Raw genomic sequence first — 16,375 nt, forward strand, 5'->3', positions numbered from 1 at the left:
CGCATTTCCGGGGGTCGGGGCTGACCGATGATCACCAGACGTGGCTTTCTGCGCCTCATCGGCGGATCGTTCCTGTCCATGGTGTCGTTGAGCGCCTATGCGGTCGGCATTGAGCCGATGCTGCTCGCCTATGTGAAACGCTACTCGCTGACGCCGCCGCACTGGCCCGCGGGCCTCAAGCTGCGCGTCGCAGCACTGGCCGACATTCATGCCTGCCATCCCTGGATGACGTCGGAGCGGATCGCTTCGCTCGTCGAACGGACGAATGCCCTGCAGCCAGACCTGATCGTGCTGCTCGGCGACTATGTCGATGGAATGCGGCTGGTCACGGCCGAAGTGTCTGCACCGGAGTGGGCCGCCGCTTTGTCAGGGCTGAAGGCGCCGCTCGGCGTGCTCTCGATCCTCCGAAATCACGACTGGTGGCACGATCATGCGGCGCAACTGGCCAAGGCCGGGCCGACGGCCGCGCGCAGGGCACTGGAGAGCGTCGGCATCCCGGTGCTGGAAAACGACGTGGTGCGGCTGGAGAAGGATGGGCATGGCTTCTGGATCGCCGGACTTGCGGACCAGCTGGCAATCCGGCCGAGCAAAGCCCTGGGCCGCCACGGCTTCAAGGGTCTCGACGACCTCGGCGGGACGCTTGCCAAGGTGCAAGGCGACGAGCCGATCATCCTGCTCGCGCATGAGCCAGACATCTTTCCGAAAGTGCCTTGGCGAGTTTCGCTGACGCTTTCGGGCCACACCCATGGCGGGCAGGTGCGGCTGTTCGGCTATTCGCCGGTCGTGCCATCCGACTTCGGCAACCGCTACGCCTATGGCCATGTCGTCGAGAACGATCGCAACCTGATCGTCTCCGGCGGGCTCGGCTTCAGCATCATGCCGGTCCGGTTCGGCATGCCACCGGAGATCCTGCAGATCGACCTCGGGTAGCTCGGTATTTTCACGCGGACGGAAAACCGCGCAGGCGCCAAGCGCCAGGACCCCCGCCATCAAGGCTTGATCATCGCGCCCATCGGTGCCATCCGGTTCTCGCGCCAAAGTTCAGGCCTGAAAAGGAAAGCGCGATGCACGATCATGGTGAATCCGCAGCGCTCAGCGCCGGGCTTTCGGGGGCGCTGACGCAATCCGGCCATCGCCTGATGGCCCGCGTCTACTATGCCGACACCGATTTCTCCGGCGTCGTCTACCATGCGCGCTATCTCGAATTCTTCGAACGTGGGCGCTCGGACTATCTCAGGCTCGCCGGCGTCCATCACACCGAGCTTGCCGATGGCAAGCATGGCGAGCGCATCGTCTGGGTGGTGCGGCGCATGGAGATCGACTTCCGTTCGCCGGCCCGCATGGACGACATCCTCACCATCGACACGCGCACCGAGGACATTTCGGGCGCCCGCATCTTCATGGCGCAGCAGTTGAAGCGTGGCGGCGAGGTGCTGGTCGAAGCGAAGGTCGAGGCGGCGATCATCGGCGAGAACGGCCGGCCGCGCAGATTTCCGAAGGAATGGATCGCCGCCTTTATGCCGAGGGCGAGCGACTGATCACCGCGAACCGGCTTCGGCCGAATCCCTGTCACGCAGGAGTTGCCCGTTCTGGGACAACGACATGCACCAAAACAACCAAAAGCGCGTCGCCTGGACCTGCTTCAGCGCGATGTGCACTGATCGGCCGCATCCAGCATGGCGCCGGCCGGGTGGGCGCGGCAATGCGCCACGCTTCATATCCTAACCCATCCTTAACCATAACGGTTCATGAAGGAATTGGTGAAGATTGGCGCAATTCGTGTGCCTTCCTTTCACCAAGATTTGCCCCGAAAACGCCGCGAAACGGTGCATTCGGGGCTTGTCCCGCGAGCTTCAGGCTTCGCGCGATCGGACCAAAGGGATGCCATGGGCCAGCCGCCAGCGATGCCCGGAAAAATCTTAAGGACGTAGTCATGGAAAACATCGCACTCGCCGACCCGGGCGCGCATTTGTCGATATGGGCCTTGTTCATGCAGGCCGGCTGGGTGGTCAAATTGGTCATGATCGGCTTGCTCTGCGCCTCGATCTGGACCTGGGCGATCATCATCGACAAGCTTGTCGCCTATAGCCGCATGCGGATGGCGCTCAACCGCTTCGAGCAGGTGTTTTGGTCGGGACAGTCGCTCGAGGAGCTCTACCGCACGCTCGCCGACCGCAAGACCACCGGCATGGGCGCGATCTTCGTCGCCGCCATGCGCGAATGGAAGAAGAGCTTCGAGAAGGGCGCCAAATCGGCGCTGGCATTGCAGACCCGCATCGACAAGGCGATGGATCTCGCGCTGACCCGCGAGATGGAAAGGCTGGAGGGTCGGCTCGGCTTCCTCGCCACCACGGGTTCGGCCGCGCCATTCATCGGCTTGTTCGGCACCGTCATCGGCATCATGACCTCCTTCCAGGCGATCGCCGCCTCGAAGAACACCAGCCTGTCGGTCGTGGCGCCCGGCATCGCGGAAGCGCTGCTGGCGACGGCCATCGGCCTGCTCGCGGCCATTCCGGCCGTCATCGCCTACAACAAGCTGTCATCGGATGCGAACAAGCTCGCCGTGCGCATGGAAGGGTTTGCGGATGAGTTCTCCGCCATACTCTCGCGCCAAATCGATGAAAAAGTCGCGCAGAAGGCCTGAGGTACGATCATGGGTATGTCTGCTGCTAGCGCAGGTGGCATAGGGCGAGGCGGACGCGGCCACCGGCGGCGCGGTCGTCATCATGGCCTGATGTCGGAAATAAACGTCACGCCGATGGTCGACGTGATGCTGGTGCTGCTGATCATCTTCATGGTCGCGGCGCCGCTGCTCACCGTCGGCGTTCCGATCGACCTGCCCGACACGAAAGCCAAGGCGATGAATGTCGACACGCAGCCGATCACGGTGTCGATCAACGCGGCCGGCCAGATCTATCTACAGGAAACCGAGATCCCGATCGAGGAGCTGGTGGCGAAGCTGCAGGCAATCTCGAAGACCGGCTATGACGAGCGCATCTTCATTCGCGGCGACAAGTCGACGGATTATGGCACTGCCATGAAGGTCATGGCCCGCATTTCGGCCGCCGGCTACAAGAACATCGGCCTGGTTTCGCTGCAGGAACAGGATCAGTAAACGCCAAATGCGGACCGGCCTCACCTCATCGGTCATCTTGCATGCGGTGGCGCTGGCCTTCGGGCTGTTCACGCTGTCCTCGCCGCCCGCCATGCCGGCTTCCGACGTGGAGTCCGTCGCGGTCGACATCGTGCCGATGGAAGCGATCGCGCAGACGCTGCAGGGCGACAAGAAAGCGGTCATGCATGACAAGCCGGCGCCGCTGCCGACCAAGCGCCCGGATATCGTCCCCGACGCGCAGAAGGTCGGCGAGAACAGCGTCGACACCGACAAGCCGGTAACCGACGAGGCCAAGCCGAAGCCGGTCGAGAAGACATCCGCGCCGCCCCCGGCGCCGACGCCGACCGAGAAGCCGGCGGTCGAGGACGTGCCGAAGCCGCAGGAAAAGCCGAAGCCGACCCCGGCGACCGAAGTCGCGCCGACGCCGACACCTAAGGAAGAGGTCAAGCCCGAGCCGGTCAAGCAGACGGAGCCGAAGCCGACACCCGCCAAGGAGCCGACGCCAGCACCGCCGAAGGACACGACCGCCGCCATCCAGAAGGAAGAGGTCAAGCCGGACGCCGTCGCCGAGGCGATCGCCAAGGAGCAGCCGACCGAGGAGGCTAAGCTTCCGGACTCGGCACCCGCCCCTGCAGCGCGGCCGAAGCCGCAGCCCGCTCCCGCCGAAAGCGCCAAGGCGCCGGAGCGCAAGGACGCGGAAAAGCCGGTGAAGGAAGCTTCCTCGAAGCCGAAGTCGGATCAAAAGCAGTTCAACGCCGACGAGATTTCAGCACTTCTGGACAAGCAGAAGCCGTCGGGTGGCGGCGCCAAGCGCTCCACGCAGCAGTCGTCGCTCGGCGGCGAGAAGGATCAGGGCCAGAAGCTGTCCAAATCCGAGCAAGGCGCGCTCGAAGCTCAGCTCGGCGGCTGCTGGACCTTGCCCGTTGGACTGGAAGGTTCGGAGAACTTCGTCGTCGTGGTCCGGTTCAATCTCGATACCAACGGCAAGCTCGACGGCCGCCCGTCGATCGAGCAGTCGAGCGGCAACCGGCAGTTCGACGAAAGCGCAGTGCGCGCGGTTCAAAAATGCGACGTGGCCGGCCTGCAGGTTCCAGCCGGCAAGCAGGATATTTGGAACGACATCCGGGTCACCTTCGACCCAAGGGAGATGCTTGGCCTATAGGCCTTGCGTCCGAACCACCAAAGAAGAGAAGCGAGAAGACATGAGATCTTTCCTCAAGCCGCTCCTGACGATTGCAGCCATGGCGCTGGGCATGACGACCGCCGCCACCTTGCCGGCCTGGGCGCTCGTCGAGCTCAACGTCAACAAGGGCAATGTCGAGCCGCTGCCGATCGCCATCACTGACTTCCAGTCCAATGGTGAGCTTGGCGCCCAGATCACGGAGATCGTCACGGCCGACCTCAAGCGCTCCGGCCTGTTCGCGCCGATCGACAAGAGCGCTTTCATCGAGAAGATCTCCGGCCCGGACGCCACGCCGCGGTTCGACGACTGGAAGGTGATCAATGCGCAGGCGCTGGTCACCGGCAGCGTCGGCAAGGAAGCCGACGGCCGCATCCGCGCCCAGTACCGGCTATGGGACACCTTTGCCGGCCAGCAGATGGCCGGGGAGCAGTTCTTCGCCAATGACGCCAATACCAGGCGCGTCGCCCATATCATCGCCGATGCGATCTACGAGCGGCTGACCGGCGAGAAGGGGTATTTCGATACGCGCGTCGTCTTCGTCGACGAATCCGGCGCCAAGAACGCGCGCAAGAAGCGTCTCGCCATCATGGACCAGGACGGCGCCAACGTCCGCTACCTGTCGGACGGCCGTTCGATCGTGCTGACGCCGCGCTTCTCGCCGAACCGGCAGGAAATCACCTACATGTCCTATGAGAGCGGACAGCCGAAGGTGTATCTGCTGCAGATCGAGACCGGACAGCGCGAGCTGGTCGGCAATTTCCCCGGCATGACGTTCGCGCCGCGCTTTTCGCCCGATGGCCAGAAGGTGATCATGAGCCTGCTGCGCGATGACGGCAACTCCAACATCTTCGCCATGGATCTGAGAAGCCGTTCGACCACGCGGCTCACCGACTCGACAGCCATCGACACCTCGCCCTCCTATTCGCCCGACGGCTCGCAGATCGTCTTCACCTCCGACCGCGGCGGCGGCAGCGGCCGCTCGCAGATCTACGTTATGGGCGCGGACGGCTCCAACCCGCACCGCATCTCGTTCGGCGACGGTGTCTATTCCACGCCGGTGTGGTCGCCGCGCGGGGACCTCATCGCCTTCACCAAGCAGTCGGGCGGCGAGTTCCAGATCGGCGTCATGAAGACCGACGGTTCGGGCGAGCGCATCCTGTCCTCCGGCTTCCAGCAGGAGGGGCCGACCTGGGCGCCGAACGGTCGCGTGCTGATGTTTTTCCGCGACTCCGCCGGCGGGCCGAAGCTGGTCACGGTCGATCTTACCGGCCGCAACGAGCAGCAGATCCCGACCTCGAACTTCGCCTCGGATCCGGCCTGGTCGCCGCTGCTGGAATAGGCAGAGGAACGGAAGAATTTAAGAACGGGGAACTGAAGAACTGAGGAAAATGGAGGACCCGGGGCGCTGGTAAATTTCAGAGAGAAGCTGGCCTAATTTCTTCCTTCAATTCCTCAGTTCTTCAGTTCCTCAATTCCCCCTTTTTTCATGTTTTGGCCGCATTTCCGCCTACGGTCGCCGCGCATTGTGAGCCTAGCTAAATCGGCCGAGGACGGCGGCTCGAAACGAAAAATTAACCGTGTTTCTTGAATGCCGGTTAACCCAAACGTGGTTACTGGGTGATCAACGAAATCACTCGAATGCGAAGGAGAGGCGGCATGGGCCGTATCGCAGCACTTACCAGAAATCCGGCGATGATCGCGCTGGTGGCGGCTCTGGCCATCACCGGCTGCGCCTCGAAGAAGACCCCGAACAGCGCCGCCGATCTCGGCCTCAACGGCGCCGGCTCTGCCACGCCCGGCTCGGCGCAGGACTTCACCGTCAACATCGGCGACCGCATCTTCTTCGACACCGACTCCTCGTCGATCCGCGCCGACGCGCAGACGACGCTGTCGCGCCAGGCGCAGTGGCTCAACCAGTACAGGCAGTATGCCATCGTCATCGAAGGCCATGCCGACGAGCGCGGCACGCGCGAGTACAATCTGGCGCTGGGCGCCCGCCGCGCCGCTGCCACCCGCGACTTCCTGGTTTCGAAGGGCGTCGCGGCCAACCGTCTGAAGACGATCTCCTACGGCAAGGAACGCCCGGTCGCCGTCTGCGACGACATCTCGTGCTGGTCGCAGAACCGCCGCGCCGTCACCACGCTCTCGGGCGCCGGTTCCTGACGCGCCGCGCCGGAAATCGATATCGATTTTCGGAAACGCTCATAAGCGCCACAGCGTCCTTGGCGCGTCTGACGACGCGCGGCGCTGTGGGCGGCAAAAATACAACATCGCTGAACGAAAGGCGGCCTCCGAGCCGCCTTTTTCATATGCGACAGCTTGAAACAAAATTTGGCCGAAGTCTCGCGTCCTGCTAAGAGCGCGAGGGCGCTTTATCCCCCTCCGATTTGGAAAGGCGCATCGGGCCAACAGATTTCACGGCGAGAGACATAATGCATTTCAGAACGGTCCTGAGCGGCACGCTTGCGCTGCTGCTCCTATCAAGCATCGCAGGCGTCGCCGCCCCGGCGGACAGCGGGCAATCCTCGGACAGCGGGTTTACTTTCCATCTGCCGACGTTGGGCATTTTCGGCGACAAAAAGAAGACCGAGCAGGCGCAAGTCGCCCAGCAGGACGGCGCCGGCATGACCGGTCTGGAGGATCAGATCCGGCAGATGAACGGCAAGCTTGAGGAACTCAATTTCCAGATCCTGCAAATGCAGGAGCAGATGCGCAAGCAGCAGGAGGACAACGAGTTCCGCTTCCAGCAACTCGAAGGCGGCTCGCAGGGCGCGAAGCCAACGGGCCAGAAGAAGTCGGAGACCGCGCCGCAGGACGGCAGCAGCGGCAACACGAATATGGGCGATGCTGGCGCCGGCGACAGCGGCACCGACACCAACGTCGCAACGGCTCCGGCGACGCAAGCTGCGCCCGGCACGGCTCCGCAGGACGGCGGCGGCAAGAGCGTCGGCGACGTCATCGTCGAGTCTCAGACCGGCGACCCGGGCAAGTTGATCACCGGCGCGCCGCCGAAGACCTTCGGCACCATTACCGTCGACAAGAACGGCAATGTCGTCAATGCCGACCCCGCCCCGCAGGCGGGCTCGCAGACGGAAGCTCCCGCGGCTACGGCAAACGCGCCTGCCGCCGAGACCGGCGGCAAGCCTGGCAAAGGCAAGTCCGGCGGCACGGTCATGGCCTCGCTGCCCTCGACCAACAATCCGGACGAGCTCTACCGCAACTCCTACCAATTCATCCTGTCGGGCGACTATCCCACCGCCGAGCAGGGTTTCCGCGACCATATCTCGCGCTTTCCCAAGGACGCCAAAGCGGCGGACGCGCATTACTGGCTGGGCGAATCCCTGCTTGGCCAGCAGAAATATCGCGACGCGGCGGAGGTTTTCCTGGCCGCCAGCAAGGATTATCCGAAGGCCAAGAAGGCGCCCGACATGCTGCTCAAGCTCGGCGTATCGCTGGTCGGCCTCAAGCAGAACGACGTGGCCTGCGCCACTTTCAACGAGATCGGCAAGCGCTACCCGGATGTTTCCGGCACGCTGAAGGAACGCATCAAGCAGGAAAAGGCGCTGGCCTCGTGCTAGCTTGCGTGTCGTTGTCCCAGAATCGGGACCGCTTTTGGACGACGCGCAGTGATGTTCGATACCGAGACTGACCTTTCGGATCGCCTTTTCCAAGACTTCGACTTCTCCCACGGCGCCGTTGCGGCCGTGTCCGGCGGCAGCGACTCGACCGCCCTTCTTCTTCTGCTCAAGCACCACCTCGACCGTACCCTGCCCGCGGCAAGGCTGCTTGCGGTGACGATCGATCATGGCCTCAGACCAAGCTCGGCAGCCGAAGCGCAAGCTGTCGCCCGGCTTTGCGCCGAGCACGGCATCGCGCATCGCACGCTCGTCTGGTCCGGCCGCAAGCCATCGACCGGCTTGCCGGCCGCCGCGCGCGAGGCGCGCTACCGGCTGCTGGCCGAGGCAGCCGAAGCGGCAGGCATCGGCGCGGTGGTGACCGGACATACCGCCGACGACCAGGCCGAGACCGTGCTGATGCGGCAAGTTCGTGAAGAGGAGGCCCGCGACGAGGATCCACGCGTCGGCCGCGGGCTCGCCGGCATGGCGCCCGCCACGCTCTACGATTGGCGGGTCTGGATCGCCCGCCCGCTGCTCGCCACGCGCCGCGCGGCATTGCGGGAGATGCTGAAGCGTCGCGGCATCGGCTGGACCGAGGATCCGACCAATGTCGACCGGCGCTTCGAGCGGCCGCGCCTGCGCATCTCGCTTGCAGGCAGAGACGGCGAGGCGCGTTTCAAGGAAGCAATCGCGAAGGCCGGACAGGCAGCCGCCGAGCGCGAGAACCTCGGCCAGCGTGCGGCGGCGCTGATCGGCGCCTTCGCTAGCCAGCCGGCTCCGGGGCTTATCCGCCTCGATCGCGATTTCGCAAGTGGTGAGGATAGCGAAGCCGCCGTCTATGCATTTCGCATCCTGCTCGCCACGGTCGGCGGCGTCACGTTCCTTGTCGACGAGGCGCGTTGCCGGGCGCTGTTCGAGCATCTGCGGTCGGGGACGCTTTGCGCCACATTGTCGCGGACGGTGGTCGACGCGCGCCGCACCGGCGGCATCTTCCTCCACCGCGAGGCCCGCAATCTGCCCGCCGTTCCGGCTGCTGAGCAGGCCTTGTGGGACGGTCGGCGGAGGATCACATTGAGCGACAGGCCGAGCGGGTTGGTGATCGCGCCAGCAGGTCTCGGCGCCGCCAAGCGATTTACCCCGGAAGGCGACGTTCCGGCGAGCTTGCTGCGCAAGGCGCAGGCCGCCGAGCCCGCGCTGTGGCGCGGCGGCGAACGCCTTGATTTGGCTGGCGGTGATGCCGCGCCGCCGGCGATGGCGATCGTTCCTGCGGTGTCGCCCTTCACCCGCTTCCTGCCGTCCTTCGATCTCCGGCCCGCTGCCGCCGTCGCCGCGCTGATCGGCGCGCCGCCGCTGCCGCCGTCGCCTTTTCGCGGCCATGATCGCGGCGGAGCATGGGCGAAAGCTTAACCGAGGCATGCTGTTCTGCTTGGCAAGGGGAGACGCTCTCCCTATGTTAGGCCCAAGCCTCCAATCATCATCGTGGGTCCGCGCGCGGACGCCAACAGGACAATAGATGAATCCGAATTATCGCAACCTCGCGCTCTGGGCGATCATAGCGGTCCTGCTCATCGCCTTGTTCAATCTTTTCCAGACGCCGCAGACGCGCGGCGCTTCGAGCGAGATTGCCTATTCGCAGTTCCTGCAGGATGTCTCTTCCGGCCGGGTCAAGAGCGTGACGATCGCCGGCGCCCGTATCTCGGGCAACTACACGGACAACGCCAACGGCTTCCAGACCTATTCGCCGGGCGATCCGTCGCTGGTCTCCAGGCTGCAGGACAAGAACGTCACCATCAACGCGCGGCCTGAAAGCGACGGTTCGAACTCGCTGTTCGGCTATCTGATCTCGTGGCTGCCGATGATCCTGATCCTCGGCGTGTGGATATTCTTCATGCGCCAGATGCAGTCCGGCTCCGGCCGCGCCATGGGCTTCGGCAAGTCGAAGGCGAAGTTGCTCACCGAGGCGCATGGCCGCGTCACCTTCCAGGACGTCGCCGGCGTCGACGAGGCCAAGGAGGACCTGGAGGAGATCGTCGAGTTCCTGCGCGATCCGCAGAAGTTCCAGCGGCTCGGCGGCAAGATCCCGCGCGGCGTGCTGCTGGTCGGCCCTCCCGGAACCGGCAAGACGCTGCTCGCCCGCTCCGTCGCAGGCGAGGCCAACGTGCCGTTCTTCACCATCTCCGGCTCGGATTTCGTCGAGATGTTCGTCGGCGTCGGCGCAAGCCGGGTGCGCGACATGTTCGACCAGGCCAAGAAGAACGCCCCCTGCATCATCTTCATCGACGAAATCGACGCCGTCGGCCGCCATCGCGGCGCCGGCCTCGGCGGCGGCAATGACGAGCGCGAGCAGACGCTGAACCAGCTGCTGGTCGAGATGGACGGCTTCGAGTCCAACGAAAGCATCATCCTGATCGCCGCCACCAACCGGCCCGACGTGCTCGACCCGGCGCTGCTCAGGCCGGGCCGCTTCGACCGCCAGGTGGTCGTGCCGAACCCCGACATCGTCGGCCGCGAGAAGATCCTCAAGGTGCATGTGCGCAACGTGCCGCTGGCGCCCAATGTCGACCTCAAGGTCATCGCGCGCGGCACGCCCGGCTTCTCCGGCGCCGACCTGATGAACCTGGTCAACGAATCCGCGCTGATGGCGGCGCGTCGCAACAAGCGGCTCGTCACCATGGCCGAGTTCGAGGACGCCAAGGACAAGATCATGATGGGCGCCGAGCGCCGCTCGTCGGCGATGACGCAGGCCGAGAAGGAGCTGACCGCCTATCACGAGGCAGGCCACGCCATCCTGGCGCTCAACGTGCCGACGGCCGATCCGCTGCACAAGGCGACCATCATCCCGCGCGGCCGCGCGCTCGGCATGGTCATGCAGCTGCCGGAAGGCGACCGCTATTCGATGAGCTACAAATACATGATCTCGAGGCTGGCGATCATGATGGGCGGCCGCGTCGCCGAGGAGTTCAAGTTCGGCAAGGAGAACATCACCTCCGGCGCCTCCTCCGACATCGAGCAGGCGACCAAGCTGGCGCGCGCCATGGTCACGCGCTGGGGCTTCTCCGACAAGCTCGGCCATGTCGCCTATGGCGACAACCAGGAAGAGGTCTTCCTCGGCCATTCGGTGGCGCGCCAGCAGAACATCTCGGAAGAGACCGCGCAGATCATCGACGCCGAGGTGCGCCGGCTGATCGACGATGCCTATTCCACCGCCAAGACCGTGCTGACCAAGAAGAAGAAGGACTGGATCGCGCTGGCCGAAGGGCTGCTCGAATACGAGACCCTGACCGGCGAGGAGATCAAGCAGCTGATCGCTGGCCACAAGCCCGCCCGCGACCTTGGCGACGACACGCCGCCCAGCCGCGGCTCGGCTGTGCCGAAAGCCGGCACCGGCGGCCGTCGCAAGAAGGGCCCCGAGCCCGAAGGCGGCATGGAGCCGCAGCCGCAGGGCTAAGGCTCGATCGAAAACGAAACATAAAAAACGACGCCGCGGCTCAGACCGCGGCGTTGTTGTTTGGGAGGTCACAGACGATTGGCGAGTCGCTCGCGGACCGCACCTGCAAGATCGGCGTCCGGCGCAAGCGCCAATCTTCCTTCTGGCTCATCACGCTTCTGGCCTCGCATGGCACCCCGAACCTCCCGCGCAAAACGCACGAAACTGTTCGCGATGTCTTCGCACACCTGTTCGCGATGTCCTCAGTCCATATAGGGGGAGATTGGTAGCTTCGCCGGCGGGGGTTCTTTTGCGGCGCCGATATGCCTCTTTAAGCGCGTCCAACGAAAAAGCCCGCGCATCTCGCGATGCGCGGGCCTTGGTCTTGGAGGTAAGCGCTGAGCGATCAGCTCTTCAGCTTGGCGTTGCAGAGGCTGTAGAAGCCGCCGCCCTTCTGGATCCACCGCAGGCCGTTCAGCGTGTTGGCGTCCTTGTTGGCATAGTACTGCTCGAGGCAGGTGTGCATGCGGGCCTTGGCCGGCGTCTCGTTGGCGAATTTCGGCGAGATGGCGGTCGGGAAGGTCACGCCCTTCGGCGCAGCCACGCTGGGCTTTGCCGGTTCCTTGGTGAAAGTCGCCTCGGTCGGAGCCGGCACGGTGTCGTCGTCGTCGCCGGCGCCGCATTCGGTCTTGCGGAAGTCGTTCCACTTCATGCCCTTGAGCTTGTTGGCGGTCTTGGCAGCCTGGTACTTGCTGCTGCATTCGGCCATGGTCAGGCCCTTGGCCGAACCACCGTCAGCGGCGGTGGAAGTCTTGCTGGTGGCAGGTTTGGCGGTTGCCGCAGCAGTGGCGCCGGGGCCGCATTCAGCCTTGCGGAAATCGTTCCACTTCATGCCGTTCAGCGTGCCGGCCGCCTTCGCGGCCTGATACTTGGTGCTGCATTCCTTTGCGGTCAGGCCCTTGGCCGTGTCGTCCGAGGCAGCTGCCGCCTTTGCCTTCTTGGTGTCAGAAGCCTTGGTCTCGGTCGCAGCCTTGGTCTCAGTCGCCGCCTTGGTGTCGGTCGCCGCCTTGGTGTCGGTCGTGGCGGAAGCGTCGCTGCCGCACTGGGCCTTGCGGAACTGGTTCCAGGTCTGGCCATTGAGCGTTCCGGCGTCCTTGGCCGCGTTGTACTTGGTGCTGCACTCGGCCATGGTCAGCGCGTTGGCCGGCGCCGCCAGGAACAGGGTTGCGACGGCGATGCCCGTCAATGTTGCAAGTCTATGAATAAGCATGGCGTTTTTCTCCCTTGCTGCCGCCAAATGGTGCCTATACCAAATCAATAGCTCTCAACTTCGGGCTGCGCCAGATGCTTCCCGCGCGGATGCCCTCACAAAGTGTGTTCCTGCCGACAAGGTGCTAAATTGCTGGCGCTCGGTTCGAGCAAATAAGGTTTTCCCAACCGTGTCGGGCGGAAAAGCTGTCTGGGCTTCTATATTCCCGCTACAACGAGAGGTCGTGGCAGGCTGCCGAATCACTTGACCGGTCTGCGACAATGATTTTCTAAGGAATGGTAATATATAATCACGAAACGTGATGATCGGATGCGGCCCAAATGTGGCAATACGGGCGGCTGAAACCGACGGGGACTTTGGCAGGTATGGCAGGGCAGTATTTCGGCACCGACGGCATTCGCGGACGCGCCAACAAGTTTCCCATGACGGCCGAGGTGGCCATGCGGGTGGGTATGGCCGCCGGCCTTTCTTTCCAGCGGGGCAACCATCGGCACCGCGTCGTGCTCGGCAAGGACACGCGGCTTTCCGGCTACATGATCGAGAACGCGATGGTGTCAGGCCTGTGCGCCGCCGGCATGGACGTGTTCCTGCTCGGGCCGATTCCGACACCGGCGGTCGCCATGCTGGTGCGCTCGCTGCGCGCCGACATCGGGGTGATGATCTCGGCCTCGCATAACCCCTATTACGACAACGGCATCAAGCTGTTCGGCCCCGACGGCTATAAGCTCTCCGACGAGATCGAGGAGCGAATCGAAGGCATGCTCGACAAGGACATCGAGTTGTCGCTTGCCGATTCCGACGGGCTGGGGCGTGCCAAGCGCGTCGACGGCGTCCACGACCGCTATATCGAATTCGCCAAGCGCACGCTGCCGCGCTCGATGTCGCTTTCCGGGCTTCGGATCGTCGTCGATTGCGCGAACGGCGCCTCCTACAAGGTGGCGCCGGAGGCGCTGTGGGAGCTCGGCGCCGAGGTGGTCGCCATCAATGTCGAGCCGAACGGCTTCAACATCAACAAGGAGTGCGGCTCGACCCATCCGGCCGGCCTGCAGAAGAAGGTGCACGAGGTGCGCGCCGATATCGGCATCGCGCTCGACGGCGACGCCGACCGTGTGGTCATCGTCGACGAGAACGGCGCCATCGTCGACGGCGACCAGATCATGGCGCTGATCGCCGAGTCCTGGCACCAGAGCGGACGGCTGGCCGGCGGCGGCGTCGTCTCGACGGTGATGTCCAATCTCGGTCTTGAGCGTTTCCTTGGCGACATGAAGCTGCAGCTGCACCGCACCAAGGTCGGCGACCGCTATGTCGTCGAGCACATGCGCGCGCACGGCCTCAATGTCGGCGGGGAGCAGTCCGGCCATATTGTGCTGTCCGATTTCTCGACCACCGGCGACGGCCTGGTTTCGGCGCTGCAGGTGCTGGCCTGCATCAAGCGGCAGAACCGGCCGGTCAGCGAGCTGTCGAAAAAGTTCGAGCCGGTGCCTCAGCTTCTGAAGAACGTCCGCATCTCCGGCGGCAAGCCGCTGGAGGAGGCGCCGGTCAAGGCAGCCATCGAGGAAGGGCGCAACCGCCTGGGCAAGGCCGGCCGCCTCGTTATCCGGCCGTCCGGCACCGAGCCGCTCATCCGCGTCATGGCCGAAGGCGACGATCCGCAGCTGGTCGAGGCCGTCGTCAACGAGATCGTCGGCATCATTTCGGATACCCGCAGCGCCGCCTGATCGCCGCCGCAAAGCGGACGATCGCACCTGCAAGCCCGCCGCCAGGCGGGCTTTTTCGCGCGCGCGCAACACCCCCGGACAACGGTATACCCTCTAAAATTGTAGGCATTCGTGGTTAATCGGTACGGTTAAACGGCTTTTAACCTTTGCAATTCATTATCCACGCCGAGGTTCATCTTCGGGCGATGTCGTCCCGAGGCTTCTTAGGGGTGACAGCATGTTCGATACCGCAAGAATGGCACTGTTTGCCGCGCTGTTGGCGGGAGTGGCCGGACCGGCCCTCGCCGCCGACCTGGGGGAACCACCGCCGGTGGAGGAAGCTCCGCCGCCGGTGGTCGAGGCTCAGCCGATCGACGTTGGCGGCTGGTATATTCGCGGCGACATCGACTACCACAAGTCGACCTTGCGCGGCATCGACTACATTACATACGGGCCACCGCCCGGCACTAACGATTTCGATTTCGGCAAGCTGAAGGGCGGTTTCTCGCTCGGCGGCGGCGTCGGCTACAAGATCAACGATTACTTCCGAACCGATCTGACGGCCGACTATTGGTTCAAGTCGGACTTCAACGGCCAGACCTCGGACCTCGTCACGACATCCACCGAGGTGTCGAGGATGAGCGCGCTGCTGCTGTTGGCCAATGCCTATGTCGACATCGGCACCTATCACGGCATCACGCCTTACGTCGGCGCCGGCATCGGCGGCGCGCACGTCAAGTGGGACACGGTCCACGATCCGAACACCACCGAAACCAACCCGGGTTCGTCCAACTGGCGCTTCGCCTATGCGCTCATGGCCGGCGCTTCCTACTGCCTGACCGACAGGGTGATCCTCGACGCAGGCTACCGCTTCACTCACATCCAGGGCGGGCGCATGTTCGAGTTCGATTCGACGAGTTCCGGGCCGGGGTTCGACCACGGCATCAACACGCATGAGGTGCGCGGCGGTCTGCGCTACCAATTCGGCGGCAACAATGGGTGCACTACACCGGTGGCCTACCAGCCTGAGCCGGAGCCGATCTACACCAAGTAGCCGCTTCGAGATCCTGAAATTCTGCCAATCGCCCGGCGCCAGCCGGGCGATTTTCTTTTGTGGGTGGCCGGTAAAACAGCATCGAAATCAATTCGGTAACCCCCTGTTATCCTTAACCGGCACTTAACCACTATGGTTAACAATGCTCCTGAAACGGCAGCTGTGCTCGCGTTCGCGACTGGCGCCAATCTCAGGAGCCGGGGACCATGACATCAAAATCGTGTATCGCACTGGCGCTCGCCGCAATCGTGCTGATGCCGGCGACACAGGCGGTGTCGGCCGACTACGATCCGCCGATCTATGTCGATCAGGCGCCGGATTATCAGCCGGTCGAGGTAGGCTCCGGCTGGTACCTCCGCGGCGACGTCTCCTATCTGGTGGAGAAGAGCTTCAGGAATGAGGATTTCGCCTCCCCGCCGGGGAGCTTCAGCGACAAAGAAGACCCGATCTTTGCGAGTATAGGCTTCGGCTACCATTTCACCGATTACCTGCGTGCTGATTTCAATTTCGGTTATCTGCCGGGCAACAGGGTCAGTGTCGGCTACGATGACACATTGATCGTGACACCGCCGGCCACCGCAACCGTGGCATCCGCGACCCTCAAGAATTATGCATTCTCGGGCATTCTCAACGGTTACGTCGACCTTGGTACCTATATCGGCGTTACACCTTATGTTGGAGCGGGTCTCGGCATTGTGCGGAGCAAGTACAATCTTTCAGCGAGCTATTTCACCGACAACGCTGATCCCTCCGATGATTTCACCCAAACCGATAACAAGACGAAGTATTCACTTGCGTACACCTTGAATGCAGGTTTTGCTTACCAGGTCTCAAAGAATGTGCTGATAGATCTGGGATATCAGTATTTCTCAGCGCCTGATGCTGAATATGCGACAGCCGACAGCCTGACCTCCTACTCGATCCGAAAGGGGATCAGCAATCACCAGGTCAAGCTCGGGCTGCGCTACGATCTTTGGTAAGCGAGGGAACTCGGAAATTGCCGCCGGCGGGT

Annotated in this window: 14 protein-coding genes; 13 read left to right on the plus strand and 1 reads right to left on the minus strand. The window is 63.6% G+C overall.

Going from position 1 to position 16,375, the window contains the following annotated elements; all coding sequences use genetic code 11:
- Positions 1-27 precede the first annotated feature (27 nt).
- The 10 genes from P9230_RS14045 (at position 28) to ftsH (ending at position 11,363) form a co-directional block, all read left to right on the plus strand.
- On the plus strand, positions 28-930 hold the full coding sequence (locus P9230_RS14045) for a metallophosphoesterase (RefSeq protein WP_278119550.1): 903 nt from the start codon (positions 28-30) through the stop codon (positions 928-930).
- Positions 931-1,064: 134 nt separating this feature from the next.
- Entirely contained in the window at positions 1,065-1,538 is a 474-nt protein-coding gene (gene ybgC / locus P9230_RS14050; RefSeq protein ID WP_278119552.1) for a tol-pal system-associated acyl-CoA thioesterase, read from the plus strand.
- 395 nt (positions 1,539-1,933) lie between these two features.
- Positions 1,934-2,644, plus strand: a complete 711-nt coding sequence (gene tolQ, locus P9230_RS14055) for a protein TolQ (protein WP_067001789.1) — start codon at positions 1,934-1,936, stop codon at positions 2,642-2,644.
- Between the two features lie 9 nt (positions 2,645-2,653).
- On the plus strand, positions 2,654-3,115 hold the full coding sequence (tolR, locus tag P9230_RS14060; RefSeq protein WP_067319458.1) for a protein TolR: 462 nt from the start codon (positions 2,654-2,656) through the stop codon (positions 3,113-3,115).
- Between the two features lie 7 nt (positions 3,116-3,122).
- A complete protein-coding gene (locus P9230_RS14065) occupies positions 3,123-4,277 on the plus strand; it encodes a cell envelope integrity protein TolA (protein ID WP_278119554.1) in 1,155 nt (384 codons plus the stop codon).
- A 79-nt stretch (positions 4,278-4,356) separates the two neighbouring features.
- Positions 4,357-5,637 carry a Tol-Pal system beta propeller repeat protein TolB gene (gene tolB, locus P9230_RS14070; RefSeq protein ID WP_245299761.1) on the plus strand — a complete coding sequence of 427 codons (1,281 nt, stop codon included), beginning with the start codon at positions 4,357-4,359 and terminating at the stop codon, positions 5,635-5,637.
- A gap of 317 nt (positions 5,638-5,954) precedes the next feature.
- On the plus strand, positions 5,955-6,461 hold the full coding sequence (pal, locus tag P9230_RS14075; RefSeq protein WP_067001802.1) for a peptidoglycan-associated lipoprotein Pal: 507 nt from the start codon (positions 5,955-5,957) through the stop codon (positions 6,459-6,461).
- A gap of 269 nt (positions 6,462-6,730) precedes the next feature.
- Complete coding sequence (gene ybgF / locus P9230_RS14080) at positions 6,731-7,876, plus strand: tol-pal system protein YbgF (protein WP_127216382.1); 1,146 nt, start codon at positions 6,731-6,733, stop codon at positions 7,874-7,876.
- Positions 7,877-7,927: 51 nt separating this feature from the next.
- On the plus strand, positions 7,928-9,322 hold the full coding sequence (tilS, locus tag P9230_RS14085; RefSeq protein WP_278119557.1) for a tRNA lysidine(34) synthetase TilS: 1,395 nt from the start codon (positions 7,928-7,930) through the stop codon (positions 9,320-9,322).
- A gap of 106 nt (positions 9,323-9,428) precedes the next feature.
- Complete coding sequence (gene ftsH / locus P9230_RS14090) at positions 9,429-11,363, plus strand: ATP-dependent zinc metalloprotease FtsH (protein WP_067001810.1); 1,935 nt, start codon at positions 9,429-9,431, stop codon at positions 11,361-11,363.
- A 385-nt stretch (positions 11,364-11,748) separates the two neighbouring features.
- Here ftsH and P9230_RS14095 read toward each other — a convergent pair whose 3' ends face one another.
- Positions 11,749-12,612 (minus strand): hypothetical protein, encoded by an 864-nt coding sequence (locus P9230_RS14095; protein WP_278119559.1) that lies wholly within the window; start codon positions 12,610-12,612, stop codon positions 11,749-11,751.
- 365 nt (positions 12,613-12,977) lie between these two features.
- On the opposite strand from P9230_RS14095, the gene glmM reads away from it, so the two are divergent.
- The 3 genes from glmM (at position 12,978) to P9230_RS14110 (ending at position 16,343) form a co-directional block, all read left to right on the plus strand.
- A complete protein-coding gene (gene glmM / locus P9230_RS14100; protein WP_067001816.1) occupies positions 12,978-14,330 on the plus strand; it encodes a phosphoglucosamine mutase in 1,353 nt (450 codons plus the stop codon).
- Between the two features lie 217 nt (positions 14,331-14,547).
- Positions 14,548-15,363: an outer membrane protein gene (locus tag P9230_RS14105; protein WP_067001819.1), complete on the plus strand. Its 816-nt coding sequence runs from the start codon at positions 14,548-14,550 to the stop codon at positions 15,361-15,363.
- Between the two features lie 206 nt (positions 15,364-15,569).
- On the plus strand, positions 15,570-16,343 hold the full coding sequence (locus tag P9230_RS14110; protein WP_095824079.1) for an outer membrane protein: 774 nt from the start codon (positions 15,570-15,572) through the stop codon (positions 16,341-16,343).
- The last annotated feature ends 32 nt before the right edge of the window (positions 16,344-16,375 follow it).

This window comes from Mesorhizobium sp. WSM4887, from assembly GCF_029625865.1.
GTDB lineage: Bacteria > Pseudomonadota > Alphaproteobacteria > Rhizobiales > Rhizobiaceae > Mesorhizobium.

Bases quoted from the DNA above. Each gene is read 5' to 3' on its own strand.
- P9230_RS14045 (WP_278119550.1), top strand. From the start codon at position 28: ATGATCACCAGACGTGGCTTTCTGCGCCTCATCGGCGGATCGTTCCTG.
- ybgC (WP_278119552.1), top strand. From the start codon at position 1,065: ATGCACGATCATGGTGAATCCGCAGCGCTCAGCGCCGGGCTTTCGGGG.
- tolQ (WP_067001789.1), top strand. From the start codon at position 1,934: ATGGAAAACATCGCACTCGCCGACCCGGGCGCGCATTTGTCGATATGG.
- tolR (WP_067319458.1), top strand. From the start codon at position 2,654: ATGGGTATGTCTGCTGCTAGCGCAGGTGGCATAGGGCGAGGCGGACGC.
- P9230_RS14065 (WP_278119554.1), top strand. From the start codon at position 3,123: ATGCGGACCGGCCTCACCTCATCGGTCATCTTGCATGCGGTGGCGCTG.
- tolB (WP_245299761.1), top strand. From the start codon at position 4,357: ATGGCGCTGGGCATGACGACCGCCGCCACCTTGCCGGCCTGGGCGCTC.
- pal (WP_067001802.1), top strand. From the start codon at position 5,955: ATGGGCCGTATCGCAGCACTTACCAGAAATCCGGCGATGATCGCGCTG.
- ybgF (WP_127216382.1), top strand. From the start codon at position 6,731: ATGCATTTCAGAACGGTCCTGAGCGGCACGCTTGCGCTGCTGCTCCTA.
- tilS (WP_278119557.1), top strand. From the start codon at position 7,928: ATGTTCGATACCGAGACTGACCTTTCGGATCGCCTTTTCCAAGACTTC.
- ftsH (WP_067001810.1), top strand. From the start codon at position 9,429: ATGAATCCGAATTATCGCAACCTCGCGCTCTGGGCGATCATAGCGGTC.
- P9230_RS14095 (WP_278119559.1), bottom strand. From the start codon at position 12,612: ATGCTTATTCATAGACTTGCAACATTGACGGGCATCGCCGTCGCAACC.
- glmM (WP_067001816.1), top strand. From the start codon at position 12,978: ATGGCAGGGCAGTATTTCGGCACCGACGGCATTCGCGGACGCGCCAAC.
- P9230_RS14105 (WP_067001819.1), top strand. From the start codon at position 14,548: ATGTTCGATACCGCAAGAATGGCACTGTTTGCCGCGCTGTTGGCGGGA.
- P9230_RS14110 (WP_095824079.1), top strand. From the start codon at position 15,570: ATGACATCAAAATCGTGTATCGCACTGGCGCTCGCCGCAATCGTGCTG.